Source organism: Bordetella genomosp. 11, from assembly GCF_002261215.1.
Classification (GTDB): domain Bacteria; phylum Pseudomonadota; class Gammaproteobacteria; order Burkholderiales; family Burkholderiaceae_B; genus Bordetella_C.
The window spans coordinates 1300881-1326715 of sequence record NZ_NEVS01000004.1; the positions used below are offsets into that span (position 1 = coordinate 1300881).

The window sequence follows — 25835 nt, forward strand, 5'->3', positions numbered from 1 at the left end:
GGCAAAAATGCACAGGTGCCGGCGGATAGCAATGCACGGGACCGATGCGGGGAACGCCGCGACGGATCCTTCATGGAGCCGGGCGGCGCTGTATTCAATCGTCACCGGAGTGGCGTCGCGCCGTCGAGGTCGCGCGCCTGTTGCCATCATGTCCCTATCTCGATCGCGTTTCATGCGCGCAGCGCTGGCTGCCAGCATCTTTTGCCTGGCGTCCGGCGCCGTCCGTGCCGCGGAGCCCTATCCGAACGGTCCCATCCGCTTTGTCGTGCCCGCCACCGCCGGCGGTACCACGGACGTCCTCGCGCGGGTCGTCGCGCAGCACATCACGCAGTCATGGGGTGTTCCCGTGATCGTCGAAAACCGCGCGGGCGCGGGCGGCGTCATCGGCGCCTCCTACGTGGTCGGCAGCAAGCCGGACGGACAAACCGTGCTTGTGGCGCCCAGCGCCTTCGGCGTGCGTTCCGCGCTGGATCGCAAGCTGCCCTACGATCCCTTGAAAGATCTGGCCGGTGTGGGCCTGATGGCGCGATCGCCCAGTTTCCTGGTGGTCTCCACCAGCCTGGGCGTGAAGTCGCTGGAGGAGCTCGCGGCCTACGCCAAGGCACGGCCCGAGGGCGTCAGCTACGGGTCGGCTGGCATGGGCAGTACCGGCCACCTGCACGCCGCGCAGTTCGCCGCGGTCTACGGGTTTACCGCTGTGCACGTGCCGTATCGCGGCACGCCGGAGGCGGTCACGGATGTCATGCAGAACCGTGTGCAATATGCGTTCGCCCCGGGACCCAATGCCCTGCCGCTGGCGCGGGATGGACGCTTGCTGGTGTTGGGCGCGACCTCGGCCGCGGCGGACAAATTCTTGCCTGGCGTGGCCGTGGTCAATCAGCCGGGGATGAGCGAGTTCGATGCCGACGATTGGTTCGGCGCTCTCGTGCCGGGAAAGACGCCGTTGCAGGTGCGCGAGAAACTCAGCAAGGAGATCGCCCGCATCCTGGCCTTGCCGGAGGTGCGCAAGCGCTTGAATGACCTGGGTGCAGAGCCGCAGTCCAGTACGCCCCAACAGTTCGACGAGATGTTGAAACACTACGTCTCGACCATACGGCAGCTGGGGGACCAGATGCACATCACGCTGGAGTGAACGCCTCGCCACCCGCCCGTTCGCCGGGCTGGGGCGAGGCGCGTTCCGGCATCAGGCTTTCCTAGTGATGATGGTCATCGTGATGGCCGTGGTCGTCATGATGGCCATGGTGCCAGTCATGATGTTCGACCACCACGGGGCGGCGGTAGCGGCCCCAGTCGTCGTGGCCTCGATAGACCACCGGCGGCGGCGCGACATACACCGGCCGCGGGGCGATGACAACGGGAGGCGGGGCGGTATAGACCGGTGTCCCGATGCCCAGGTTGATGCTGAGCTGGGCATGGGCCGCCGTGACGGCGCCCGCGGCGGCGAGTCCGGCCAGGGTGGCCAGGATGGCTCGTTTCATGTGGGGATCCTTCGGCGTTCAGCCCTGGCTGGGCGCGGGGGCGGCCTTGTGCTGCTTGTGTGCGGCGTGCCGCTCGTGGGATTCGGCGAAAACCTTGTCCGCGTTGCGCTTCTGGTCATCCGGCATGGCGTTGTACAGCGGCGCGAATACGGCGGCCAGCTTCTTCACGCCGTCGGAGTTGGCCTGGGTGATCCGGGCATAGGAATCCAGGTCGTCCAGGGCGGTCATCGTGCCGCTCTTCTCGCGCGACGAGATCAACTGATCGATCTGCATGGCGTTGTCGCGCATGGTCTGCGCGACGACCGCCCACTGCTGTTCTTCGGCGGGCGTGATTTTCAGCTGGGTGTGCAGCGTCTTGATGTGCTGTTCGACCCGCGCGTTGGCCTGGGCGGGCGCGGCGGCGCCGGTGGCGGTGACGGCCGAGGTCTGGGCCATGGCCGCGGCGCTGAACAGCAGCGAGGCCGCCAGCACGGTGATGCGCAGTTTCATTTCTGATCTCCTTGAGGAACGCGACTTGGAATGCCCCGTGCGGAAGGCCCCGCGGGCCCGCTCCGGGGGGGCGAAGCGTTGCCAAGGATACTGATCGGAAGTGAGGGGAGTTTGCGCCGTCCCCGTTATTTGGTGATGAATCGTACTGTCAGCTTCGCCCCGTCGACTGTGCATCGACGGCCTTTCTCGAGCGTCCCGGCCCACTGGCGGCCAAGGCAGCGGCCGGGCGGATTGCCATTCCTTACGAGTCCTCCAAAGTGTGGGCGCGCGCAGGCCCGCGCCGCGGCGGCCTGGCGCCGGCCCGCGCTGCCGGCGTCGAGGGCATGGCGGAAGTCCCTGCCGTTGCGGCGCCGGCCGCATCCGGCAGCGGTGGGCCGGGCCGTTCATCCCAGGGCGACGGCGCGGCAATCGTTTGGCGGCAGACCGAGCGCAGGATGTCGACGAAGCGTTCTTCCGCTTCCAGCGCAACGTCGCGACGGCGGCGTATCAGGCTGATCGGCGGCAGCGACCAGTCGAAGGGCCACGCCACCCGCGTGACGTGGCCGCCACGTGCCAGATCGTCCGCGATGTCCTCGGGGACGATGGAAACCAGGCTATCGTCGTTGCGCATGAGCGCCGAAATGACGTCCATGGAGTAGGTCTGGATACGCGGCGATGGGGGCCGCACGCCGGCCCGCGTGAACAGCTCGCTGACCATGTTGCCGATGGGCGTGGCGGGGGCGGGCAGGATCCAGTTCAGCTCCGCCATTTCGCGCCAGTCCGGCCGGCGCCGGGCCAGGCGGCGGGCCAGGCGGGGATTGGCGATCAAGGCAGGACGTTGCGGATAGAGCACTTCGTGGTGCAGTTCGTCCATGCCTATCATGACCGAGGCGCGGCCGATCACGCAGTCCAATTCGTGCGCCCGCAGGGATTGCAGCAACTGGTCGGTCGTGGCGCGTTCCAGCCTTACCGTGATCCGGTAGTCTGCGTAGAGCTGTTCGATGGTGGGTACCAGCACCCGCGCCGAGATAAACGGGATGGCGCCTACGTGCAAATGCGCCGAATGACCGCCGCGCAGGGCGTCCATTTCCAAGGCCCAATGATCGATGTCCTGCAACATATGGCGGGCGCGCACGACCGCGAGTTCGCCCAGCGGAGTCGGGCGCAGACCCCGCGCGGTGCGCAGGAAAAGGGGCCCACCGAACAAGTCCTCGATTTCCGCCAGGGATTTGGTCGCGGCGGGTTGGCTTACGCCCAGCGATTCGGCGACGCGGGTAAGCGAATCGCCCGGTGAAATCCTGGTCAGCAGGGTCAGGTGGCGCAGCTTCAGGCGGGATAACAGGCGCGAGGGCGTGGCTTGCATGGGTATGGATTCCTTCGGACGGGGGAACGGCTGGGGCGTCCACGCCATAGCCATTTGGTTATGGACCTATTATAAAAAACATCGCTTCTGTTATCGTCGGGTCAATATACTTCCAAGTGTTTCAGGAACAAGGCGATCACCATGGCCACCTCCGCGTTTACTACCCGCCCCGAAATCCGCGGTTCGTTCGGCGTCGTTTCGTCCACGCACTGGCTGGCGTCGCAGGTTGCGATGAGCGTGCTCGAGCGCGGCGGCAATGCCTTCGACGCGGCGGCGGCCGGGGGCTTTGTGCTGCAGGTCGTGGAACCGCATCTGAACGGACCCGGCGGCGAAGTGCCGATGCTGTTCTGGAACGAGAAAGACCGCCGCATCCAGGCGCTGTGCGGGCAGGGCAGCGCGCCCGCGCTGGCCACGCCCGCGTACTTCAGGCAGCTTGGACTGGATCTGGTGCCCGGGATCGGCCTGCTGCCGGCAACGGTGCCGGGCGCGTTCGGCGCCTGGCTGACGCTGCTGCGCGATCACGGGACCTGGGAACTGGCGGACGTGCTGCGTCCGGCGATCGAATACGCGCGCAATGGGTTCCCCCTGGTGCCGCGCATCGTGCAGGCGATCTACGCGGTGCAGGCGCTGTTCCGTGACGAGTGGTCATCGTCCGCGGCGGTGTGGATGCCGGGCGGCAAGGTGCCGCATCCGGAGCACCTGTTCCGCACGCCGGCCATCGCCGACACCTATACCCGCATTCTGAACGAGGCGAGCGCCAAGGGCGACCGCCGCGCGCGCATCGATGCCGCCATCGATATCTGGTACCGCGGTTTCGTGGCACAGGCCATCGACCGCTTCTATCGCACGGAAGCAATCCGCGACACGACGGGCGAGCGCAACACGGGGCTGCTGCGGCTGGACGACATGGCGGCCTGGAAAGCCCGCTATGAAGCGCCGGTGACGACGCAGCTGGGCCGCTATACGGTGGCCAAGTGCGGCCCGTGGTCGCAGGGCCCGGTCTTCCTGCAGCAACTGGCGATACTGAAACACCTGGGCATCGAGAGCACCGCCCCCGACTCGCCCGAATTCGTGCACAAGGTAGCGGAGGCCGCCAAACTGGCCTTCGCCGACAAGCTGGCCTGGTACGGCGACCCCGATGCGGTCGATGTACCGCTGGATGCGCTGCTGTCCGACGACTATGCGCGCGAGCGCGCGGCGTTGATCGGCGCGCGGTCCTCCGCGGAGCTGCGTCCGGGACGTCCCGGCGGCCGCGAGTTCCGGCTGCCCGATCTGGGCGCGGCCGCGCGCACGCTGGCGCAGTCGGATACCCGCTTCGGCGTGGGAGAACCGACGTTCGCGCAATTGCCGCCGGTCGAAGAATGGCTGGAGCGCGAGGTGTTCGTGGGCGATACCTGCCACATCGACGTCATCGATCGTGACGGGAATATGGTGGCGGCGACGCCCTCGGGCGGCTGGCTGTCCTCCAGTCCCGCCGTGCCGGAACTGGGCTTTTCCATCACGACGCGGCTGCAGATGACCTGGCTGGAAGAAGGATTGCCGGGCAGCCTGCGGCCCGGCATGCGCCCCTGCACCACGCTGTCGCCCGGCATGGCGCTGCGCGACGGCGAGCCATACATGGCCTTCGGTACCCCGGGCGGCGACCAGCAGGACCAGTGGGCCGTGGCCTTCTTCCTGCGCCACGCGCTGCACGGCATGAACCTGCAGGAAGCCATCGAGGCGCCGTCCTGGCATATCGATCACTTCCCCGGTTCATTCTGGCCGCGCACCACCACGCTGAATCGCATCACCGCCGAATCGCGCTTTCCGATCGCCACCCTGGAGGCGCTGCGCGCGGCCGGGCATGAGGTCAAGGCGGGCGCCGATTGGTCGGAAGGACGTATCAGCGCCTGCACGCGCGAGCCGGAGGCCGGTGGCGGCCGCCTGCTGCGCGCGGGCGCCAATCCGCGCGGCATGCAAGGGTACGCCGTGGGCCGCTAGCACACCGATTGTTTTTGCATGGTCGCGGCATGCGGGCCGTGGCCATGTGTTCACCCAGCGCGCGACAGCCGCATCGCGCGCGACTTATCCGTGGGGATTTTTCAGATGAAATCGATACAACGTTTCCTGCGCGCCGCCGCCGTGGCGCTGGCGATCCTGCCGGGCCTGGCCCTGGCCGCCTATCCGGAAAAGCCGATCACCCTGATCGTGCCGTGGGCCGCCGGCGGTTCCACCGACATCCTGGCCCGCCTGTTGGCCCAGCACATGAGCCAATCCTTCGGCCAGTCCGTGGTGGTGGAGAACCGCTCGGGGGCGTCGGGCAACATCGGTTCGGCGTATGTGGCGCGCGCCAAACCCGATGGCTACACGCTGCTGATCGGTTCGATGAGCACGCACACCATGAACCAGGCGCTGTACGCGACGATGCCTTTCGACGGTGTGAAGGACTTCAGTCCCATCGCCGAACTGGCGCTGGTTACCAACACGATGGTGATCAATCCCGAGGTGCCAGCGAAGAACGTCGCGGAGTTCATTGCCTATGCCAAGGCCCACCCGGGCATGATCGCGTATGCATCGGCCGGCGCCGGTTCGACCAACCACCTGAGCGCCGCGCTGTTCCAGAAGGCGACCGGCGTGCAGATGGTGCACGTCCCGTATCGCGGCGGCGCGCCCGCTGTGCTCGATACGGTGGCGGGCCGCACGCAGCTGCTGTTCAGCGCCGGCACGCAGACCCTGCCGCACGTCAAGAGCGGCAAGCTGCGCCTGCTGGCCGTGACCGAAGACAAGCGTTCGTCGCTGTTGCCCGATGTGCCCACCGTGGCGGAAACCGTGCCCGGCTATGAACTGGCCGTCTGGTACGGCGCCTTCGGCCCGGCCGGCATGGATCCGGCCATCGTGCAGAAGCTGAACACGGAAATCAATCGCATCCTGGCGTTGCCGGAAGTCCAGAAGCAGATGGGCGATATCGGCGTGCAGGTCCTGCAGACCACGCCCGCCGAGTTCCAGAAGACCCTGGAGCGCGATGCCGACAAGTACGGCAAGCTGGTGCGCGAGCTGGGCATCAAGGCCGACGAGTAAGGTCCGGTACCAGTCTCATGGCCGATACCGATTTCACCGTCAACGGCGTTCCGCTGCAACAGGCCGTCCTGCATGGCATAGAGGCCATCGCCGCGGCCTGCGCGGGCACCGACCCGGTGGCCCTGTTCGCGGCCATCGACGCTTATGCCAAACCCGTACTGCGGCAGACCCTGTGCACGGTCAATCGCTTCGATGCGCAACGCATCGCGGTGGTCAGGTTGTACAGCTCCGACCCGGTGGCCTACCCCCCGGGTGGGTCGAAACAGAAGGCCGGCACGCGCTGGGGACAGCATGTGCTGCTGGATAGGCGCATCTATGTCGGCGAAGGCATCGAGGCGATACGGGAATCGTTCGACGACCACGCCGCGATCCTGGCCCTGGGCCTGAAATCGGTGATCAACGTGCCCGTTGTGGCCCGCGATGTCTGCCTGGGCACGCTTAACCTGCTGATGCCGACCGAGCGGATCGACGGCGGCATGGTGGCTTTCGCGCGCCTGGCCGGCCTGCTGGCCGTGCCGGGCTTCCTGGCCCTGGCGCGCTGAGCGCGCGCGCAAGCGTTCTGCCGCGGCATCGGAAAAAAGCGCGGCGGTCGATGTCCTGTCCGGGTGCCATCGAAGCCCGCCCCCGCATCAACTGCCGCGCCGTCCGGCGCGGTCAGCGCCCCGGGGGCATTTTCGCCATTGCCTCCTGCATCTCTTCCGGCGCCACGTCGACTTTATGCGTGGCGACCGACCAGCGATGGCCGGACGGATCGTCGATCTGGCCGTAGCGGTCGCCCCAGAACATGTCGGTTACCGGCATGACGACTTTGGCGCCGGCCGCCACCGCGCGTTCCACCGTGGCGTCGACGTCGGTGACGTACAGGTGGATCACCATGGACTTCGGCTGGCCGTCCTGGGGGCCCAGCGACCCCCATTCCGGACACTCCTCGGCCAGCATCAGCGCCGAGTCGCCGATGCGCAGCATGGCGTGCATCAACATCTTTCCATCGGGCGACATCAACTTGTTTTCAAGCTTGGCGCCGAAGGCTTTTTCGTAGAACTCGATGGCGCGCAGGGCATTGGCGCAGACCAGGTGCGGCGTCAGCGTGTGCATGCCGGGCGGGATGGGGTGGGACGTGGGCTTGGACATAGTAAGGTTCCTTTCAGCTGGGCGCGGCGGCCGGACCGCGGCGTGGAGCGGGCCTTTCTTACGACGAACGGGCAAAAGGGAAATCGACAGGCTGGCGCTAAACTTTTATACCCGACACCGGTGTCCGACAATATTTCCCGGGAGTAACCATGCCAAGATCGCAGGCCCGTCCCATGCCCCTGAACGCCATGCTGCGGGACGAAATGGAAGTCGCCACCACGGGGCGGGGGTTCTTCGAGCTGACGGGCGCCGTGCGTGCGCTGGTATCGCGCAGCGGGCTGGAATACGGCATGGCGCACCTGTTCACCCGGCATACCAGCTGCTCGCTGTTGATCACCGAAAACGCCGACCCGCAGGTGCGGGCCGATCTGGAGCGCTATTTCTCGCGCCTGGTGCCGGACGGCGATCCGCTTTTCCTGCATGACACGGAAGGGCCCGACGATATGCCGGCCCATGTCCGCGCGGCGTTGACCGGCGCCAGCCTGACCATTCCATTCAGCCATGCCGACCTGGAGCTGGGAACCTGGCAGGGAATCTATCTGTGGGAGCACCGCACGCGCCCGCACCAGCGCCAGGTCGCGGTCGCGCTGACCGGGTATATGCAGCCGCCCAACAATAACCAGGCTGGCTGAGGCGGGTGCCGTGGACGCCTCAGCCGCGCCGCGGGATTACATCCGCATGTGCTGCGGCAGCCAGGTGGCGATGCCCGGCGCGAAGTACAGGATCAGGACCGCCACGATCATCAGCAGGAACATCGGCACGGAGGCCCGCGCGATATAGGGCAACTCGCGCCCCGTCATGCCGGACAGCACGAACAGGTTAAAGCCTACGGGCGGTGTGATCTGGGCCATCTCGACGACGAAGACGATGAAGATGCCGAACCAGATCAGGTCGATATGCGCGGCCTGCACGGTGGGCAATAGCACCCCCATGGTCAGGACGACGATGGAGATGCCGTCCAGGAAGCAACCCAGGACGATAAAGAACACCATCAGCGCCATGATCAGCCAGAACTGCGTCAGCCCCAGGCCGCCTATCCATTCGGCCAGCTGGCGCGGCAGACCGATGTAGCCCATGGCCAGGGTCAGGAACTGCGCGCCCGCCAGGATCAGGGCGATCATGCAGTAAAGCCGCGTCGCGCCCATCAGGGAATCGATGAAGGTGGAAAGCTTCAGCGATCCTTGCAGCGCGGACAGGATCAGCGCGCCGACCACGCCCACCGCGGCGGCTTCCGTGGCGGTCGCCACGCCGGTGTAGATGGAGCCGAGCACGGCGGCGATGAGCAGGACGACCGGGATCAGGTGGCGCGACTCGTGCAGCTTTTCCGACAGCCGCATGACGCGGTCGGGCGCCGGTACCGCGTCGGGATTGCGCAGCGCCCACCAGGCGATATATCCCATGAACAATCCCGCCAGCAGGATGCCCGGGATGATGCCGGCGATGAACAGGTGCGCGATGGAGACGTCGGCCGCCACGCCGTAGACGATCATGATGATCGACGGCGGAATCAGCAGGCCCAGCGTGCCGGCACCCGACAGCGTGCCCAATACCTGTTTTTCCGGGTAGCCGCGCCGCTTCAGTTCCGGGATGGTCATCTTGCCCACCGTGGCGCAGGTGGCGGCCGACGAGCCGGACACCGCCGCGAAGATGGCGCAGCCGATGACATTGGTGTGCAGCAGCCGTCCCGGCAGCCGCTCCAGCCAGGGCGCCAGGCCCTTGAACAGGTCCTCGGACAGGCGCGTGCGGAACAGGATTTCTCCCATCCACAGGAACAGGGGCAGGGCGGTGAGCGTCCAGCTGGATGCCGCGCCCCATACCGTGACCGCCATGGCGTCGCCCGCCGGCCGGCTGGAGAAGATTTCCATGGCGATCCAGGCCGTGCCGGTCAGGGTCAGGCCGACCCAGACACCGCAACCCAGCAGCAGGAAAATGGATACAACCAGCAGGGTGATTACCGCGAGATCATTCATGGACTTGCTGCGAGGAAGGCGCGGCGTGGCCGCGGAGGCGACGAAGCAGTTCGTCCACCAGCGCAATAAAGAAAAGGACGGCGCCGACCGCCATGCTGATCTGCGGTATCCACAGCGGCGTGGCGTCGTTGGAGGTCGAGACGTCGTTGAAGTCCCACGAGTCATGGGCCAGCTTGACGCTATACCAGGCGAAGGCCGCCGCCAGAACGGCGCCGGCCGCCAGCGCGAAGATATCCAGCCGCCGGCTGGGCGCGGGCGCCAGCGAATTCAGCAGCAGCGTGACACGGATATGTTCGCCGTGCTTGAAGGTGCTGGCCAGGGCCAGGAAGCCGGCCGCCGCCATGAAATAGCCGGCATAGGCATCCGTGCCGGGGATATTCCACCCCATTTCGCGCGCCACGATGCCGGCCAGCACGGCGAGCAGCACGCCCACCGTGCACAGCGCGCCCAGCACGGCCCCCAGGCCGTAAAGGCCATCCAGGAAACGTCGCATGGCGGCCACTACTTCTTGTAGGCGTCGATCATCGCCTGGCCGTCGGCCCCGGCGCTCTTGACCCATTCGGCGATCATCCGATCGCCGATTTTCTCCAGCCCTTGCTTCAACTCGGGGCTGGGGGCGACGATGGTCATGCCGTTCTTCGTGAGCTCCTGCTGGTACCAGGTGTTCTTCTCCTGCGACAGCTTCCAGCCGCGTTCCTCGGCCTGGGCCGCTGCCTTCTTCAATGCCGCCTGGGTGGCGGGGTCCAACGCGTCGAAGGCGCGCTTGTTGACGATGATGGCGTTCTTCGGCAACCAGGCCTGGGTGTCATAGAACTTCTTGATGTATTCGTAGGTCTTGGTGTCGTAGCCGGTCGACGCGGACGACATATAGGAGTCGATCACGCCCGTGGCCATCGCCTGGGCCAGTTCGGCCTGCTGCACGGTGACCGGCTGCGCGCCGACCAGTTCGGCGATGCGTGCCGTGACCGGGCTGTAGGCGCGCCATTTCAGGCCCTTCATGTCGGCGACCGTCTTGATGTCCTTGTTGGCGAAGATACCCTGGGGCGGCCAGGCCACCGCGTAGAGCAGCATCATCCCCTGCGATGCCAGCTTCTTTTCCAGGAAAGGCTTTTGCGCCTGGTACAGCTTGAACGACGCGTCGTAGCCGGTGGCCAGAAAGGGCAGCCCGTCCAGGGCATAGACCGGCGCTTCGTTGGCGAAGTTGGTCAGCAGGATCTCGCCGATCTGGGCCTGGTTGCCCTGGACCGCGCGCTTGATTTCCGGCGCCTTGTACAAGGAGGCGTTGTTGTGGACCGTGATCGCCAGCTTGCCGCCGGACAGCGTGCCGACGTCCTTGGCGAACTGGTTCAGGTTTTCCACGTGGAAGTTGCTGGGGGGGTAGGCGCTGGGCAGGTCCCATTTCGTCTGTGCCTGGGTCTGGGCCGTGGCGGCCAATAGCACGCTACCCGCGAACAACGTGATCTTCCTCAGCATGTGGGCTGTCCTCGTCGAAAAGTTTTGGACCGGGCGCCGTCCAGGCTTGGCGCCGGCTACGCCGGAACGCCCATCCCGCTTGTGGCGGGCCGGTCTGGAAATGAAAACCGGGCAATTCTACGGGTCCGCGGCCCCCGATTTGGGCCGGCGGCGCTCCTCTACGGGTAATTCCCAGGGCCCGCGCCGGCCGTGAAGCCGTTCCGGCGGCGTGCCACAATGCGTGCTTGCGGGATTCATCTCTGACTTCAATGGAACTGCGGCAACTGCGCGCCTTCGCGCGCATCGTCGAACTGGGCAGCATGGGGCGGGCGGCGGCGGAGCTGGGCGTGGTGACGTCGGCGCTCAGCCAGCAGATCAGCCGGCTGGAAAGCGAGCTGGCCACGCGCCTGCTGCAACGGACTTCCACCGGTGTCGTTCCCACCGACGCCGGCCGCGCCTTCCTGCGGCAGGCCCAACTGGCGATACGCCACGCGGATGCCGCCGCCATGGCGGCGCGCGAAGCGCGGCTGGCGGGGCAGGTCAGCGTGGGACTGGCCTCTACCACGGCCACGGTGCTGGCGCCGCGTTTCATCCACGCCATGCAGCAGCGCTACCCCGACGTGCGGCTGCGCATGACAGAGAGCCTGTCCGGTCACCTGGCCGCGATGCTGAACGCCAGGCAGGTCGACCTGGCCATCGTCTTCAACACCGATGCGGCCCAGCGCTGGACGGTGCTGCCCCTGTTGGACGAGCAACTGGTGCTGATCGGCCAGCCCACCACGCCCAACTGGCCGGGCACCGAAACGGCCGGCCTGCGCGAGCTGGCCGGCGTGCCCCTGGTACTGCCCAGCGCCGCGCACGGGTTGCGCAACCTGGTGGACACCGCCTACGCCCGCCTGGGCATGGAGCCCGACATCGTGGCCGAGGTCGATGGCCTGGCGACCTTGATGGCCATGGTCAGGGTAGGGCACGTCGCCACCATACAGCCCGGCGCCGCCCTGGCGGCCGATCCCACCCTGGGGCGGATCTGGCTGACCGGCGCGGACCTGCATCGCAAGAATCTGCTCGTCAGTTTGCCTGAAGACGAACTTTCCCCGGCGGGGTTGGCAGCCCGGGTCGTCCTGGGGGACGTCGCCCGCGCACTCGTGCAGGAAGGGGGCTGGCCCGGCGCGACTCTTCAGAATTCGTGAAGACCTATTGAAATATTTGCCCTTACGGGGGAAGGGTTTCTGGTCTACAGTCCGCACCTGTCCAAGGAGGGCCAGAAAGCCATGTGGGATGTATTGGTTATCGGCGGCGGCAACGCCGCCCTTTGCGCTGCGCTGATGGCCAGGGAGGCCGGCGCCAGCGTCCTGATGCTGGAGTCCGCGCCCAAGGAATGGCGTGGCGGCAACTCGCAGCACACCCGCAACCTGCGCTGCATGCACGACGAGCCGCAGGATGTCCTGGTGGAAGCCTATCCCGAGGAAGAGTTCTGGCAGGACCTGCTGAAGGTCACGGGCGGGATCACCAACGAACATTTGGCGCGCCTGGCGATCCGCGCCTCGTCGACCTGTCGACCCTGGATGCGCAAGCACGGCGTGAATTTCCAGCCGCCGCTGTCCGGGGCGCTGCACGTGGCGCGCACCAACGCGTTTTTCATGGGTGGCGGCAAAGCCCTGGTCAACGCCTACTACCGCAGCGCCGAAGCGCTGGGCGTGCAGGTGCGCTACAACGCACCGGTCGAGCGCCTGGAGCTGCGCGACGGCCGCTTCGTTGCCGCCTTCGTCGGCCAGGAGCGCATCGAGGCCAAGTCCTGCGTGCTGGCGGCCGGCGGCTTCGAGTCGAACCGCGAATGGCTGCGCGAGGCCTGGGGCCAGAACGAGCGCGGCGAATGGCCGGCGGACAATTTCCTGATCCGCGGCACGCGTTTCAACAAGGGCGTGCTGCTGAAATTCATGATGGACGCGGGCGCGGACATCATCGGCGATCCATCGCAATCGCACTGCGTGGCCATCGACGCGCGCGCGCCTTTGTATGACGGCGGTATCTGCACCCGCATCGACTGCGTTTCGCTGGGCGTGGTGGTGAACCGCGATGCGCAGCGTTTCTATGACGAAGGCGAGGATTTCTGGCCCAAGCGCTATGCGATCTGGGGACGCCTGGTGGCGGGGCAGCCGGACCAGATCGGCTACTCGATCATCGATGCCAAGGCCGTCGGCCGCTTCATGCCGCCGGTGTTCCCGGGCACGCAGGCCGACACGCTGGAAGAACTGGCCCGCAAGCTGGGCCTGGACGAAGCGCGCTTCATGCAGACGCTGCGCGAATACAACGCCGCCTGCCGCGTCGGGACCTTCGACCACACCAAGCTGGACGATTGCCACACCGAGGGCATAGCGCCCGCCAAGACGCATTGGGCGCGGCCCATCGACCGCGCGCCGTTCTTCGGCTATCCGCTGCGCCCCGGTATTACCTTCACCTATCTGGGCCTGAAGGTGAACGACCAGGCTGCCGTGCATTTCAACGGCGAGCCCAGCGACAACCTGTTCGTCGCGGGCGAAATGATGGCCGGCAACGTGCTGGGCAAGGGGTATACCGCCGGGGTCGGCATGTCGATCGGCACGGCGTTCGGCCGGATCGCGGGTACGCAGGCGGCGCTGGCCGCCGGAAAGAAATCATCCATGGGAGCCGCCCTTGAAACAGCTTGAAGCCCTCGTCAAACAGGCGGGCGCCATGCACATCGTTACGCCCGACGCCTCGGTCGCCCCGGCCCGCACGGCCGAGGGCCACAGCGCCATGAAGGAAACGCCCGTCAAGTTCGTGCGTGCCGGCGCGCAGGCGCCGACCACCGATAACGAAGCCGAAGTCGCGCGCGTCATGCAGATCTGCAACGCCTGCCGCTACTGCGAAGGCTTCTGCGCGGTGTTCCCGGCCATGACGCGCCGGCTGGAGTTCGGCAAGGCCGACGTGAACTACCTGGCCAATCTGTGCCACAACTGCGGCGCCTGTCTGCACGCATGCCAGTACGCGCCGCCGCATGAATTCGGCGTCAACGTGCCGCAAGCCATGGCCAAGGTGCGGGTCCAGACCTACACCGATTACGCGTGGCCCGCGGCGCTCGGTTCGCTGTACAAGCGTAACGGCCTGACCCTGTCGCTGGCGACCGCCGCGATGCTTGCCCTGTTCCTGGTCCTGGCCATGGCGTCGGCCGGCTCCTTGATCCATGCGCCGCTGGCTGGCAACTTCTACGCCATTTTTCCGCATAACACGCTGGCGCTGATGTTCGGTGTCGTCTTCCTGTTCGCCATCCTGGCGCTGGGCATAGGCGTGACGCGCTTCTGGCGCAATGTGTCGCCCGGCAAGGCAAGCGGACCGGCCGTGGCCGAGGCCGCGCACGATGCCTTGCGCCTGCGCTACCTGGACGGTGGCCACGGCAAGGGCTGCAACGAGAGCGACGACGCGTTTACGCTGGCGCGCCGCCGCTTCCACCACTTCACGTTCTACGGCTTCATGCTGTGTTTCGCCGCGACGTGCGTGGCCACGCTGTATCACTACTTGCTGGACTATCACGCGCCGTATCCCTTCTTCAGCGCGCCCGTGCTGCTGGGAACCCTCGGCGGCATCGGCCTGTTGATCGGGCCGGCGGGCCTGCTCTGGCTGAACCTGCGCCGCCACCCGGAACAGGGCGACGTCGCCCAACGCCCCATGGACCGCGGTTTCATCGTGCTGCTGTTCCTGATCTCGCTGACCGGCCTGGGCCTGCTGGCCGGACGCGATACCGGCGCGATGGGCCTGCTCTTGGCCATTCACCTGGGGACGGTGATGGCATTGTTCCTGACGCTGCCGTACAGCAAGTTCGCCCACGGCATCTACCGTAGCGCCGCGCTGTTGAAGTGGAATATCGAGAAGCGGCAGCCCAATTCGCTGCAGCTGGGCTCGGACTGACCGGAAAAACGCGTGGGACGAACGGGGCGGTTGCCATGGCGGCCGCCCCGTTTGCTATTCCTCGATCGGCTTTTCGTGGTAGTACCAGGTCAGCACCGGCAAGGCGGAGACGCCATGCACGAAGACCGATAGCGTGATCGCGCCAAGCAGGATGGGCGTCAGGGGCTTGATCTGGTCGGTGGCGTGTTCCAGCGCGAACAGCAGATAGTAGAACGTGCCTACGCCGCGAAAGCCCAGCCAGGAGGCGACCAGCCGTTCGCGCCACGGGGCGCCGGTGCCTGCCATCGCCGCCTGCACCGCCAGCGGCCGCGCGACAAAGAACAGCAGGGCGATCATGGCCAGCGGCGTCCAGCCCAGCATCTCGCGCCAATGCGCCGAGATCACGCTGCCTATCAGCAGCATCAGCGCCAGTTCGACGATGCGTTCCATTTCCACGGAAAACGCCATCATCGATTCCGCCAGGTAGGCATGCGCCAATTGCGGGTCCTTGGCCGCCTGGCGGCGTTCGCCGCGCGGCACGTCCTGCAGCACTTCGCGCGGCGTTTCTTGTCCGGTGGCCCGCATCTCGCGGCGGCGCAACGCCACGCCGGCGCAAAACACCGCCAGGAAACCGTAGCCGTGCGCCAGAAGCGTCACGCCATAGCAGGCCGTCATCAGGCCCAGGGCCAGAAAGCCTTCGAAGCCCAGCGCCTTGGCGTAGCGGATGCGCAGCCTGGCGACCAGCGTCTGGGTGACGGTGCCCATCACCCAGCCGATGGCCACGGCGGCGGCGATGCCCCATGCCAGCCGGCCGGTCAGTTTCCACGCCGGGTCCAGCGACTCGGGCGGTACGGCGCAGAGCATGACGCCCAGCAATACGAAAGGATAGGCCGCGCCGTCGTTGGCGCCGCCCTCGCCGGACAGGGAAAAGCGCAGCGGATCCTCGTCGCCGGCCTCGCGGGGCCGCAGTTCGCTGGCCAGCACGGGGTCGGTCGGGGCCAGCGCGGCGCCCAGGACGATGGCCGGCCCCAGAGGCAGGTGCAGGCCGAAGTAAGCGCCGGCCGCCATCAGGGCGATGGTAATGATCATCGCCGGCAAGGCCAGGCGAAAGGGCGGCGACCATATGCGATGGCCGAGCGGAGCGCGCAGGTGCAGGCCGATCGCGAAAAGCGCCACGATCAGGCCCGCTTCGGTAAGGACGCGCAGGGTATGCGTGTCGCGATAGAGATCGACGTCGAGCAGCCCGGCGCCGGCCGGGCCGATGGCAAAACCGACCGCCAGATAGATCATCGCGCCCGTGATGGGCAGCCGCGATATCACGTTGCGGGCGAGCGCCATGGCGATCAGCAGGGCGCCGACCAGCACATACCAGATGGCTTCGGTCATTGGGGAGATGTCCTTGTGCTGCCCCCGCGGGCGCGAGGCGTACGCTTGCCGGCGGCATCGGCGGGGCTTCAGCACGCGCCATGCCCATCCTTTCCCGTCGCCGGCGCCGCGGCGCCGTGGGGCGTCCGGACGACGCGGTATGGGCGATCGCGCTACGCCGCCGTTGCGCCCGCCATGGCCACGAGGCTGGCGCGGGTGTCGTCCAGGATGCGGTCGGATAAGGCCACGTCGTTGACCGCGCGGGCCATGGCCACGGCGCCGATCAGGGTGGCGACGATCGTGCGTGCCCGGGCCAGGGCGCCGGCCGCGTTGGGGTCCGGCAGATACTGGATGACGATGTCGACCATGCGTTCGAAGGCCTGGGTGGTCGCCGTGCGCGTGGCGTCGCCCGTGCGGCCCAGTTCGCTTCCCAGGGCGGCCAGGCCGCAGCCATTTTCCGGGGCGTCGCGGTGGGCGGCAGATAAGTAGGCTGCCAGGAAGGTGTCCAGCCGCCGCGCGGGAGGCTCCTGGGCCACGCGTTCCACCAAGGCGTCCAGGACGCCGTTAATCGATTGCGTGCAGGCCTCGGCGACCAATTCCTCTTTGGACGAGAAGTGCTTGTAGAAACCGCCGTGGGTCAACCCGGCGGCCTGCATCAGTCCGGCGAGGCCGGTCGCGGCGATGCCGTTGCGGCGGAACTCCTGACCCGCGGCGGCAATGATGCGCGCGCGGGTGCGGGCGGTTTCTTCACGGGATTTGCGCATGGCGGGTCACCAAAAAGTCGTTGACACTTAGATGATACCTGACATCTAATTAGATGTCGCTTAACATCTATCGGAGTGAATCATGGAAATCAAAGGACGTGTGGCGCTGGTGACCGGCGCGAATCGAGGGCTGGGAAAGGCGATCGCGCAGGCACTGCTGCAAGCGGGCGCGGCCAAGGTGTATGCGGGCGCGCGCGACCCGGGCAGCGTCGATCTGCCCGGCGTGGTGCCGGTCGAACTGGACGTGACCGATGTCGCCAGCGTGCGGGCAGCGGCCCAGCGTTGCGGTGACGTGGAAATCGTTGTCAACAATGCCGGGATCTCCTTGCCCGGAACGGCCCTGAGCGAAGATGCGCCGGATCGCATCCGGCGCCTGTTCGACGTCAACTTCTACGGCGTGCTGAATGTCAGCAGCGCTTTCGCGCCGATCCTGGCCCGCAATGGCGGCGGCACGTTCGTCAACGTGCTTTCCGTACTCAGCTGGTTGGCGATCGAAGGTTCTACGCACTACAGCGCCTCCAAGGCCGCCGCGTGGGCGCTGACCAATGGCATGCGCCGGGAGCTCAAGGAGCAGAACATCCGCGTCACGGGCGTACACGTCGGGTATATGGATACCGACATGGTGGCGAGGCTCGACGCGCCCAAGACGGCGCCGTCCGTGGCGGCGGGAAAGATCGTCGAGGCAATACGCGAGGAGCGGCCCGAACTGCTTATCGATGACACCAGCCGCACGGTGAAGGCCTCCCTGAGCCTGGACGCGGCTGCCTATCTGTAGGCGGTCTGTAGGCGGCCGGGATGCGCGGCCGGGACGGCGAAATGCCGTACCCGTGCGGCGCGGCGGTCAGGCAGCGGTCTCGATCGGGGGGATAAGCACGAAATGCGCATCGAGATTCGCGCCGCATTGGCGGCCGCTCATTTTCTTCGCCGCGCGCAGGGCGGTGGCGGCGGGCGCCCCCGCCACGGCATCGTAAACGCGCCGCGCCGATAGTTTCGCGAGTCGATCGGCGGCGGCTTGCGTCAAATCCACGCGGTTCTGCGTGACGTGCAGTACACGAAGTTCGCGCGGCAGCCGGTTCGGCAATGCGAGCAGGCCATTGTCCCGCGCATCCACATGGACCACGCGGTCCGATAGCGTTTCCGTCAGAGAGGCCAGGTAGTTGTGGGACACATCCAGCTGGACCAACTGCGCCGGCAATGGGTTAGGTAGGCTACGCAGCCGGTTGCGCGCCACCAGCAGCACCTGGATATCGCAGGGAAGCAGGGGCAGTTCGGATATCCGGTTGTCCGACAGATCCAGGCTGATGACGTTCGGAATGACGGGCGGGACCGTCAGCAGACCCAGGCCTTTCAATGACAAAGCGGCTTCCTTGCCCTGGGCAATGGCGGTTTCGATCCGCGCTCGCGCCGTCGCACGGTCTTCGCCGGGTTGGGCATCGCGGACGTAGGTATCGAGTATGGTGGCCAGCCGCGGATCCAGTTCGATGCCGCCGGAGGCTGGCACGGGGGCGTGGGGCCCGCCGGCCCGTTCGATCGCCGCCACCGCCTGATCGAGGACGCTGCGGGTAACGTAGACATCGGCCTGCTCGGGCGGGATGTAAGCTGACAAAGGGGAGTTGTTGATCGATGGGCTGATGAAGATCATCATTGCGACCTTGGAAGGGCAGGATAAAAGGCGCGCGTTCCGTTACGGGAAGCAACCGAAGGTTCCGCGCGCCGTGCCTCCCAGCCGATGCGGCGCATTGAAGGGTCATAAAACCGGACTTATGGACAAGACGCTATTGAAGGGGCTGATGGTGCTCGAAGCCGTCACGGAGGTCGATCATCGGCCCCGCACCATCGAGGAACTCGCCTCCAGGGTGGGCCTGACGCGAAGCAATACCCATCGCACCCTGCAGACGCTGGCGCATGCCGGCTACATCGTGAAGGACGAGGATAGCGGCGAATACCGGGCCACGGTGCGGCTGTTCGAGCTGGGCGCGCGCCAGCTGGCGCAGATGGACGTGCGCAAACTGGCGCAGCGGGCAATGGCGCGGTTGGCGGAACAGTCGGGCGAAACCGTGCACCTGTCGCTGCTGGACGGCATCGAAGTGGTCTATATCGACAAGATCGACAGTCCACAGCCGGTGCGGGCGTATTCGTATGTGGGCGGGCGGGCTCCCGCGTACGCGGTGGCCACCGGCAAGGTGCTGCTCGCGCATCAGCCGGAAGGCTATATCGCCCGATACGCAAGCGTGCTGCAGGCGCATACGCCCAAGACGCTGGTGGCCGTGGATGCGCTGGAAGAGGAAATGCGCAAGATACGGCGCCAGGGCTATGCCGCCAATCGGGGCGAGTGGCGGGCGACCGTGGGCGGGGTCGCGGTCGCCATCTTCAACAGCCTGGCGCAACCGGTGGCGGCCCTGGGGATATCCGGTCCGCTGGAACGCCTGAACGCCGTGCGCATGCGCGAACTGGCGCCGGTGGTGGCGGCCTGCGCCGCCGAGGTTTCCGAATTGATGGGATATCGGCCGCCGGCGCAGGCCGGCGCCGCCTGAGCGGGCGCGGCCGGTCCGCCGGCGCCATCGCGGTGCGGCCGCCCGCCGCCCGCGCAGCGCCGGTTCCCGCAACGGCGAGCGGCCTGCATGGCGGCGAGGTCGCGCCTCAGCCGTTATAGAACCTGCGCCCGCGGTTGCGCAGCCACAACCTGACCAGGTGGCGCTTGCGGTCCTCGTCCGGATAGTCGACGAAGCCCGTGCGGCGATGCCCCAGGCGCGTGTTGTCGACGATCTGGATCTGCCCCGCCTCGAAGAAAAATTCCCGCGACCACCGCGGCTCCATCATGATGGATTCCAGGGTGTACAGCGCGGTCTTGGTCAGGTCGTCCATTTCCTGTCCGGCCATCTCGTATCCGGTGACGACGTGGCGGTGCGACAGGCGGCACAGCGTGCGGCCTTCGTGCGCCTGGAACAGGGGATGGCTGATCAGCCGGGCGTCGTCCGGCGCATGTTCGCGCTGGCGGTCGAACAGGTAGGGCTGGTACAGCCGTTCGATCAGATCCGGATGCGAGGCCAGCAATTCGTTGTAGACCGAATAGAAACTGACGATGCTGCTGATGCCGCCTTCCATGGCCGGCCGCAGGCATAGCAGGGCCACGTAATCCGGCGGGCAAAGGTTATAGCTATTGTCGGTGTGGAAGTTCTGCTCGGCGTTGGTGATGTCGGGCCGCACGCCGTTGCCGGGCGGTTTGCCCATGTCGCGCACGTCATAGATCACTTTGCCGTCCCAGCTCTGCGCCACCGGTCGCGACACCATCTGCGCCAGCAGCCAATAAACGGCGCGCGCTTCGTCGATGGTGTAGTCGTCCATGGGCAGCTTGTCGACGATCACGAAACCCACGCCATGTTCGAGGATGGCGCGCGCGCGCGTCATCATCGCGCGGCAGGCGGGCAGATCGAAGTCGTCCAGGTGCAGCAGCGGCGTCGCCAGCGGATTGCGCCGCAGGGTGTCGACCAGTTCGTCCAGCTCCCGGCGGCTGCCCGCGTCCAGGGCGATGATCCCGTCGTCCGGTGCCAGCGTATCGCGGCGCCAGACGACGGGGCCCTCGAAAGGCGTGTCGCGGGCCCGGATGGACTCGTCGTGATGTTCGGCAAGAATGCGTTCGATGGCGCCCATGTCTTCCTCCAGATTTTTTTCGGCCGTGCGATGCGTGGCGGGGGGCACGGTTCGAATACAGTCTAGGCTGGCTGTTTGATCGAAGAAAGCGATTTATTTTTAATCAACTTCATCGGATACTTCGATGTAAAGTCCTTCGATCCGGAGCGCGCGCATGCACATACGCCAATTGGAAACCTTCATCAGGATCGTCGACACCGGCAGCTTCGCCGGCGCGGCGCAGGCCATGCACGCTACCCAGTCGACGATATCCGCCCGCATGCGGGAACTGGAAGCTTCCCTGGGTGTGCCCTTGTTCGACCGCAGCGGCCATCGCGCGGTGCTGACGCCGCGAGGCCGGGCCTTGCTGGCCCGCGCGCGCCGGATGGTCGAGCTTGCCGCCGACATCGCGCGCGACATCGGCGATGCGGGCAGCGCGGGGGGCATCGTTCGCATCGGCGTGGCGGGGCTGGTGGCGATGACCTGGTTGCCGCGGTTGCTGGCCGCATTGCGCCAGCGTTTTCCGGCCGTCACCGTGCAGCTGGAGATCGCCTTGACCACGCCGCTGGTCGAACGCCTGGCCAGCGGCGAACTGGACCTGGCCATCGCGACCGGACCGGTGCAGGGCGCGCGCCTGGAATGCCTGGCCCTGGGCTACGACGAATTTGTCTGGATGGGGCCGCCGGGGCTGGCGCTGCCTCGCCACGCATTGACGCCGGCCGAGCTGGCGGACCTGCCGGTGCTGGGCCTGTCGGAGGCATCGCATCACTATCCCGTGATCGAACAATGGTTCAGCGCCGGCCAGGCTTCCTATCAGCCGGTGGTGTCGTGCAGCAATGTCCGGGTGCTGGCCGACCTGACCATGGCGGGACTGGGCGTCAGCCTGCTGCCCTTGCGCTCGTGCCGCGCGGACCTGGACGCCGGGCGGCTGCGCCTGATCGAGACCCGGCCGGCGCTGCCCCCCGTGCAGTTCGTCGCCGTCCACAAGCGCGACGTACTGGACCCGCTGGTCGGCGCCATTGCCGAACTGGCGCGCGAAACCAGCGAATTTCCGTTCACTTCTTCGCGATCTCCTTCCCGCCGGCGGCCTGCACGACCGCGGTCCACTTCTTGAGTTCCGCCTGCAGCATCTGCGTGGTCTGTTCCGGTGTGGTGGTGACGGCTTCCGCGCCTTGCTGGCGGAACTTCTGCTGGACCTCCGGCATGGCGCCGACCTGCTTCATGGCGGCTGCCAGCTTATCCACGATAGGCTTGGGCGTGCGCGCGGGTGCCAGCACCGCGTAGGCATTGGTGACGTCGTAGCCGCGCACGCCTGCCTCCTGCAGCGTGGGCAGGTCCGGCATGCTGGGCGAGCGCTGGGCGCTGGTGACGGCCAGCACGTGGATGCGTCCGGTGTTGATATTGCCCTGCAGGGCGGGCAACGTCTCGAAGACGATATCCACCTGGCCGCCCAACAGTGCGGCGACCGACGGGCCGCTGCCCTTGTACGGGACATGCAGCAGGTTGGTATGCGTGTCCGCCTTGAACAACTCGACCGCCATCTGCTGCGGCGTGCCGGGGCCGGCGGAGCCGAAGGTCAGTTTCCCCGGCTTTTCCTTGGCCAGCGCGATCAGTTCGGCCACCGACTTCACCGGCACCTTGCTGTTGACGGCGACCACCATGGGCACGGTGGACGCCATGGACACGCCGACGAAGGCCTTGCCCAGGTTATATGGGCTTTCGCCCAGCGCCGCGTGGATGGAATGGCTGCCCAGGGCTCCCAACAGCAGGGTATAGCCGTCCGGGTCCGACTTGGCGACGTGGTCCGCGCCGATCTCGCCGCCCGCGCCGGCGCGGTTCTCCACCACCACGGTCTGCCCCAGCTTGTCGGTCAGGTACTGCGCATAGATGCGGCCGGCCGCGTCGCTGGCGCCGCCGGGAGGGAAGGGCACCACCAGCTTGATGGGCCGGGATGGATAGTTGTCCGTCTGCGCGCTTGCGGGCGCGGCGGCCGAACACAGGGCAAGCGCGATCGCGCCCGCGGCGGTACGCCAATGTCGATGCATGATGAGTCTCCTTCAGTACCCCTTGGGGGCTTGTGTATGCGCCGCGTTTCTTTGACGCGGCATGGCAACTGCTTTTCCGGTCCCGTGTCGGCGTGCTCCCTGCTACCCGGCCGCCTCCGCGCGCAAGCGCGCGGCCAGCACGGCGCGGTCCACCTTGCCGACCGCGTTTTCCGGCAGCGTCTCCACGGCGATGAAGCGGTCCGGCACATAGATGCGTCCCAGCACGCGCAGCATTTCGCCGCGCAGCGATGCTTCGTCGATGGCGCCGTTCCTGGCCACCACGAAGGCCACCGGAACTTCGCCCAGGTCGGCGTGCGGCCCGCCCACCACCGCGCAGGCGGCCACGGCGGGCAGGGCGGCCAGGGCCCGTTCGATCATCGATGGGGAAATGTTTTCGCCGCCGCGGATGATGACGTCCTTGATGCGGCCGGTGATGCTCAGATAGCCTTCCGCGTCGAAGCGCCCCAGGTCACCCGTGCGCAACACGCCGTCGCGGATGCCTGGCTCGGCGGTGCCGATATAGCCGGTCATCAGGTTATCGCCGGCGATGCAGATCTCGCCTTCCGCGCCCTGCGTGGCCATGCTGCCGTCCGGGCGGCGCAGGAAGACGCGCTGGCCCGGCAGGACGGTGCCTACGGTGCCGATGCGCCGCGCGTGGGGCGGGTTTATCGTCGATGTGCAGGTGGCCTCGGACAAGCCATAGGAAACCACCAGCGGGCAGCCCAGGAAATCCTCGATGCGCCGGTGCAGGGCTTCGGTGATTGGGGCCGAGCCGCAGCGCGCGAAGCGCAGCCGCGCCAGATCGGCGGCGCCGAAGTCGAGCTCCAGCATGCGCGCATACATGGTGGGCACGCCGGTGATAATGGTCGGTCGATGGCGCGCCATCAGTCCCGGCATGTCTTCCGCGCGGAAGCGGCCGCCCAGCACGACCGCCGCGCCGGCGTAGAGCGGCGCCAATACCTGGTTGTTGATGGCATTGGTGTGATGCAGGGGCATGACGTGCAGCAGGCGGTCGTCCGGCCGCAAGCCGGTGTGCGCCGCGACGCCGCGCGCGTTGCTCAGCAGGCCGCGCTGGTTCAGCAGGACGCCCTTGGGCTGCCCGGTGCTGCCGGACGTAAACAGCAGCAGCGCCGGATCGCCGGGCGCGACGCCGGTGTCCCAGCCCGGCGCGGCATCCGTGTCGCGGCGATCCCAGGCCAGCTGCCGGGCGGCGGGCAGGCCGCACGCCGCGGCCAGTTCTTCATGCGCGGCATCGTGCAGCATCCAGGCCAACCTCACGGCGGCGACGCGCCGGCGGGTTTCTTCGGCCGAGATGCGCGGTTCCAGCGGGCAGGGACAGGCACCGGCCGCCAGCGCCCCCAGCAGCGCGAGTATCTGCGCCGGCGAACGGGCCATCGCGAGACCGACGAAATCGCCGCGCCGCACGCCGCGCTCGCGCAGCCAGCCGGCGATGCCCGCCACCTGTTCGGACAGCTCGCCATAGGACAGCGTTTCGTCTTCATGGACCAGGGCGGGCGACTGGCGCCTGGCCGGATCGGCCCAACGCTGGCGCAAGGCCGCGACCAGGTTGCTTTCCGGGATGTCGCTCTGCACGGCGGCTTTTTGCTGTCGGATCACGGCCTTCCCCATCAGCGCAGCCGCACGGCCGCGTCGCGTTCGAACTGCCCGTCGCGATCCAGCGCGCGCAGCGCGCGTGCTTCTCCTTCGGTGGGCGGTTGCGTCGGCGCCGCGTCCGTGGCGTCGAACTCGAAGCCGGTGCGCGCGCGAACCTCTTCCAGGCTGGCCTCCGGATGCCACGATTGCAAGGCAAGGCGCCCGTCGCGCTTGACGAATACCGCGATGGGCGTGACCACGCCGTGAAAGCCGCCCCACGATGTCTTGAAATCCAGCTTGGGGACGAAGGTGCGCGTCGAATGTTCCGTGCGCCAGGTGCAGGCGCGCCGGGCCGTGGGCAGCATCACGGCGCCGCCGCCGCCGCCGGGCAGGCGGACCTTGGGGCGGTGCCAGTCGCCGATGCTGGAATTGTTGGCGCAGCCTTCGCCGTCGATCTGGGCCGCGCCCAGGAAAGTCAGGTCCATGCGCCCGCGCGTGCACAGGTCGTAGAAATCCTCGTTGGCGAAGATGGACGCGGAATGTTCGGCCAGCACCGGGTCCGAGCTGGACAGCGGCACGTGCGAGGGGCGCGGATCCACCCCGCCGGCCACGTTGATATAGACGTAGTCCCATTCGTAGGCCTGTTTGGCGAGCAGGCAGGCCAGCATGGGGAAGGTGGAATTGACGCCGCTGAATGTGATCTCGTCGGGCCGGATGAAGCGGGCCAGGTTGATCACGATGTACGAAAACGGAGACCAGGCTTCACGCATGGAGGGTCTCCTGGATTTCCGGAGCCTCGGCCATGTGGGCGTCCAGGCTGCGCGTGGTGTCCATGTATCGCTCCACGGCGGGATAGTCGATGGCGTAGTCGGGCCAGCAGGATCCCGGCCACGCGCCGTTCGGCACGACGGCCAGCGCCTGCACCATGAAGTAGGGGACCACGGTGGCCTCGGGTTCGCGTTCGAAGACGGCGCTGTCGACCATGCGCTCGGCCACCACCAGCACGCTGCCCGCGGCCCGGCTCATGATGCGGTCCCAGTGATAGGTGCCGCGCACGCGTACATTGCCCTTGGCATCGACCTCGCTGGCGTGGATGACGGCGAAGTCGGGCCGCACGGCCGGTATGACCCAGGTCTTTTGCCCGCTGCCATAGGGATCGTCCAGGCAGGCCCAGTTGTTCAGGCTGGGCAGGTCGCTGCCATGCAGGCCGCCGCAGGGCATGAAGGGCACGCCATAGGCGGCGGCACGCAGGCCGGCGGTCAGGCTGGCGCAGGCGTGTTCTTCCAGCTCCACCTTGCCTTGTTCGATGGCCTTGCGATAGCCCGGCGCCAGGCCGAAGTTGCCTTCCATGGCCACGATGCCGGCGCGCACGCGGCGCAGGGTACCCGCGCGGCAAAGGATATCGACGTCGTAGCCGGGCGATTGCTTGATCAGCTCCAGGTCGCGCCGGCCTTGCCGGATCAATTCGCGCACCAGGGCAAACGGGCCCCGGTGCAGGAAGCTGCCGCCCAGCGCGACCGAGGCGCCGTCGGGAATCAGCGCCGCCAGTTCGGACAGGGTGCGCTGCTTGTCAGGTTGATTGAAGCCGGATCCCATGATGCGGTGTCTCCTCGCGG

At 67.1% G+C, this 25835-nt stretch carries 26 protein-coding genes; 11 read left to right on the top strand and 15 right to left on the bottom strand.

Features of this window, described 5'->3' with window-relative positions:
* Positions 1–172 precede the first annotated feature (172 nt).
* On the top strand, positions 173–1132 hold the full coding sequence (locus tag CAL28_RS13455) for a Bug family tripartite tricarboxylate transporter substrate binding protein (RefSeq protein ID WP_176463983.1): 960 nt from the start codon (positions 173–175) through the stop codon (positions 1130–1132).
* A gap of 61 nt (positions 1133–1193) precedes the next feature.
* Here the strand turns inward: CAL28_RS13455 and CAL28_RS13460 are convergent, their stop codons facing one another.
* The 3 genes from CAL28_RS13460 to CAL28_RS13470 form a co-directional block, all read right to left on the bottom strand.
* On the bottom strand, positions 1194–1478 hold the full coding sequence (locus tag CAL28_RS13460) for a hypothetical protein (RefSeq protein ID WP_094841853.1): 285 nt from the start codon (positions 1476–1478) through the stop codon (positions 1194–1196).
* A gap of 18 nt (positions 1479–1496) precedes the next feature.
* The gene (locus CAL28_RS29770; protein WP_176463984.1) at positions 1497–1967 is read right to left on the bottom strand and encodes a Spy/CpxP family protein refolding chaperone; all 471 of its coding nucleotides are present in this window, start codon (positions 1965–1967) and stop codon (positions 1497–1499) included.
* A 241-nt stretch (positions 1968–2208) separates the two neighbouring features.
* Entirely contained in the window at positions 2209–3309 is a 1101-nt protein-coding gene (locus tag CAL28_RS13470) for a LysR substrate-binding domain-containing protein (RefSeq protein WP_094841855.1), read from the bottom strand.
* Positions 3310–3450: 141 nt separating this feature from the next.
* On the opposite strand from CAL28_RS13470, the gene CAL28_RS13475 reads away from it, so the two are divergent.
* From CAL28_RS13475 to CAL28_RS13485, 3 genes are all read left to right on the top strand, one after another.
* Positions 3451–5289, top strand: coding sequence for a gamma-glutamyltransferase family protein (locus CAL28_RS13475; RefSeq protein ID WP_094841856.1), 1839 nt, complete (start codon positions 3451–3453; stop codon positions 5287–5289).
* Positions 5290–5394: 105 nt separating this feature from the next.
* Positions 5395–6366 (top strand): Bug family tripartite tricarboxylate transporter substrate binding protein, encoded by a 972-nt coding sequence (locus CAL28_RS13480; RefSeq protein WP_094841857.1) that lies wholly within the window; start codon positions 5395–5397, stop codon positions 6364–6366.
* 17 nt (positions 6367–6383) lie between these two features.
* A complete protein-coding gene (locus CAL28_RS13485; protein WP_094841858.1) occupies positions 6384–6908 on the top strand; it encodes a GAF domain-containing protein in 525 nt (174 codons plus the stop codon).
* Between the two features lie 112 nt (positions 6909–7020).
* Here CAL28_RS13485 and CAL28_RS13490 read toward each other — a convergent pair whose 3' ends face one another.
* Positions 7021–7497: a VOC family protein gene (locus tag CAL28_RS13490; protein WP_094841859.1), complete on the bottom strand. Its 477-nt coding sequence runs from the start codon at positions 7495–7497 to the stop codon at positions 7021–7023.
* A 149-nt stretch (positions 7498–7646) separates the two neighbouring features.
* On the opposite strand from CAL28_RS13490, the gene CAL28_RS13495 reads away from it, so the two are divergent.
* Complete coding sequence (locus CAL28_RS13495) at positions 7647–8129, top strand: secondary thiamine-phosphate synthase enzyme YjbQ (protein ID WP_254926114.1); 483 nt, start codon at positions 7647–7649, stop codon at positions 8127–8129.
* A 36-nt stretch (positions 8130–8165) separates the two neighbouring features.
* Here CAL28_RS13495 and CAL28_RS13500 read toward each other — a convergent pair whose 3' ends face one another.
* Genes CAL28_RS13500 through CAL28_RS13510 form a run of 3 tightly spaced genes read right to left on the bottom strand, consistent with a single transcriptional unit; the run spans position 8166 to position 10940 of the window.
* Positions 8166–9467 carry a TRAP transporter large permease gene (locus CAL28_RS13500; RefSeq protein ID WP_094841861.1) on the bottom strand — a complete coding sequence of 434 codons (1302 nt, stop codon included), beginning with the start codon at positions 9465–9467 and terminating at the stop codon, positions 8166–8168.
* A complete protein-coding gene (locus tag CAL28_RS13505; RefSeq protein WP_094844597.1) occupies positions 9460–9960 on the bottom strand; it encodes a TRAP transporter small permease in 501 nt (166 codons plus the stop codon). Before CAL28_RS13505 ends, CAL28_RS13500 begins: the two co-directional genes overlap by 8 nt.
* 8 nt (positions 9961–9968) lie before the next feature.
* The gene (locus CAL28_RS13510; RefSeq protein WP_094841862.1) at positions 9969–10940 is read right to left on the bottom strand and encodes a TRAP transporter substrate-binding protein; all 972 of its coding nucleotides are present in this window, start codon (positions 10938–10940) and stop codon (positions 9969–9971) included.
* A gap of 248 nt (positions 10941–11188) precedes the next feature.
* Between CAL28_RS13510 and CAL28_RS13515 the strand changes: the two genes are divergently transcribed.
* The 3 genes from CAL28_RS13515 to tcuB all read left to right on the top strand — a co-directional run bounded on the left by CAL28_RS13515 (position 11189) and on the right by tcuB (position 14843).
* Positions 11189–12109: a LysR family transcriptional regulator gene (locus CAL28_RS13515; protein WP_094841863.1), complete on the top strand. Its 921-nt coding sequence runs from the start codon at positions 11189–11191 to the stop codon at positions 12107–12109.
* An 81-nt stretch (positions 12110–12190) separates the two neighbouring features.
* Positions 12191–13606 carry an FAD-dependent tricarballylate dehydrogenase TcuA gene (gene tcuA, locus CAL28_RS13520; protein WP_094841864.1) on the top strand — a complete coding sequence of 472 codons (1416 nt, stop codon included), beginning with the start codon at positions 12191–12193 and terminating at the stop codon, positions 13604–13606.
* Positions 13593–14843: a tricarballylate utilization 4Fe-4S protein TcuB gene (gene tcuB / locus CAL28_RS13525; protein WP_440588384.1), complete on the top strand. Its 1251-nt coding sequence runs from the start codon at positions 13593–13595 to the stop codon at positions 14841–14843. Before tcuA ends, tcuB begins: the two co-directional genes overlap by 14 nt.
* Positions 14844–14897: 54 nt before the next feature.
* Here the strand turns inward: tcuB and CAL28_RS13530 are convergent, their stop codons facing one another.
* Together CAL28_RS13530 and CAL28_RS13535 are read right to left on the bottom strand one after the other, a co-directional pair.
* Entirely contained in the window at positions 14898–16208 is a 1311-nt protein-coding gene (locus CAL28_RS13530) for a cation:proton antiporter (RefSeq protein ID WP_094841866.1), read from the bottom strand.
* Positions 16209–16360: 152 nt separating this feature from the next.
* Entirely contained in the window at positions 16361–16951 is a 591-nt protein-coding gene (locus tag CAL28_RS13535) for a TetR/AcrR family transcriptional regulator (protein ID WP_094841867.1), read from the bottom strand.
* Between the two features lie 82 nt (positions 16952–17033).
* Here CAL28_RS13535 and CAL28_RS13540 point away from each other — a divergent pair, with 82 nt between their 5' ends.
* Positions 17034–17726: an SDR family oxidoreductase gene (locus tag CAL28_RS13540; RefSeq protein ID WP_094841868.1), complete on the top strand. Its 693-nt coding sequence runs from the start codon at positions 17034–17036 to the stop codon at positions 17724–17726.
* Positions 17727–17792: 66 nt separating this feature from the next.
* Here CAL28_RS13540 and CAL28_RS13545 read toward each other — a convergent pair whose 3' ends face one another.
* Positions 17793–18596: a hypothetical protein gene (locus CAL28_RS13545; protein ID WP_094841869.1), complete on the bottom strand. Its 804-nt coding sequence runs from the start codon at positions 18594–18596 to the stop codon at positions 17793–17795.
* A gap of 118 nt (positions 18597–18714) precedes the next feature.
* Between CAL28_RS13545 and CAL28_RS13550 the strand changes: the two genes are divergently transcribed.
* A complete protein-coding gene (locus CAL28_RS13550) occupies positions 18715–19485 on the top strand; it encodes an IclR family transcriptional regulator (RefSeq protein ID WP_094841870.1) in 771 nt (256 codons plus the stop codon).
* 106 nt (positions 19486–19591) lie between these two features.
* On the opposite strand, the gene CAL28_RS13555 is transcribed toward CAL28_RS13550, so the two are convergent.
* On the bottom strand, positions 19592–20602 hold the full coding sequence (locus CAL28_RS13555) for a TauD/TfdA family dioxygenase (RefSeq protein ID WP_141218185.1): 1011 nt from the start codon (positions 20600–20602) through the stop codon (positions 19592–19594).
* A gap of 154 nt (positions 20603–20756) precedes the next feature.
* Here CAL28_RS13555 and CAL28_RS13560 point away from each other — a divergent pair, with 154 nt between their 5' ends.
* Complete coding sequence (locus CAL28_RS13560; RefSeq protein ID WP_094841872.1) at positions 20757–21695, top strand: LysR family transcriptional regulator; 939 nt, start codon at positions 20757–20759, stop codon at positions 21693–21695.
* Here the strand turns inward: CAL28_RS13560 and CAL28_RS13565 are convergent.
* The 4 genes from CAL28_RS13565 to CAL28_RS13580 form a co-directional block, all read right to left on the bottom strand.
* Positions 21637–22626 carry a Bug family tripartite tricarboxylate transporter substrate binding protein gene (locus tag CAL28_RS13565; RefSeq protein WP_094841873.1) on the bottom strand — a complete coding sequence of 330 codons (990 nt, stop codon included), beginning with the start codon at positions 22624–22626 and terminating at the stop codon, positions 21637–21639. The two genes, CAL28_RS13560 and CAL28_RS13565, sit on opposite strands and share 59 nt — an antisense overlap.
* Positions 22627–22728: 102 nt before the next feature.
* On the bottom strand, positions 22729–24243 hold the full coding sequence (locus tag CAL28_RS13570) for a class I adenylate-forming enzyme family protein (protein ID WP_254926115.1): 1515 nt from the start codon (positions 24241–24243) through the stop codon (positions 22729–22731).
* A gap of 11 nt (positions 24244–24254) precedes the next feature.
* Complete coding sequence (locus tag CAL28_RS13575; protein WP_094841875.1) at positions 24255–24989, bottom strand: CoA-transferase subunit beta; 735 nt, start codon at positions 24987–24989, stop codon at positions 24255–24257.
* A complete protein-coding gene (locus CAL28_RS13580) occupies positions 24982–25815 on the bottom strand; it encodes a CoA transferase subunit A (RefSeq protein ID WP_094841876.1) in 834 nt (277 codons plus the stop codon). Before CAL28_RS13580 ends, CAL28_RS13575 begins: the two co-directional genes overlap by 8 nt.
* Between the last annotated feature and the right edge of the window lie 20 nt (positions 25816–25835).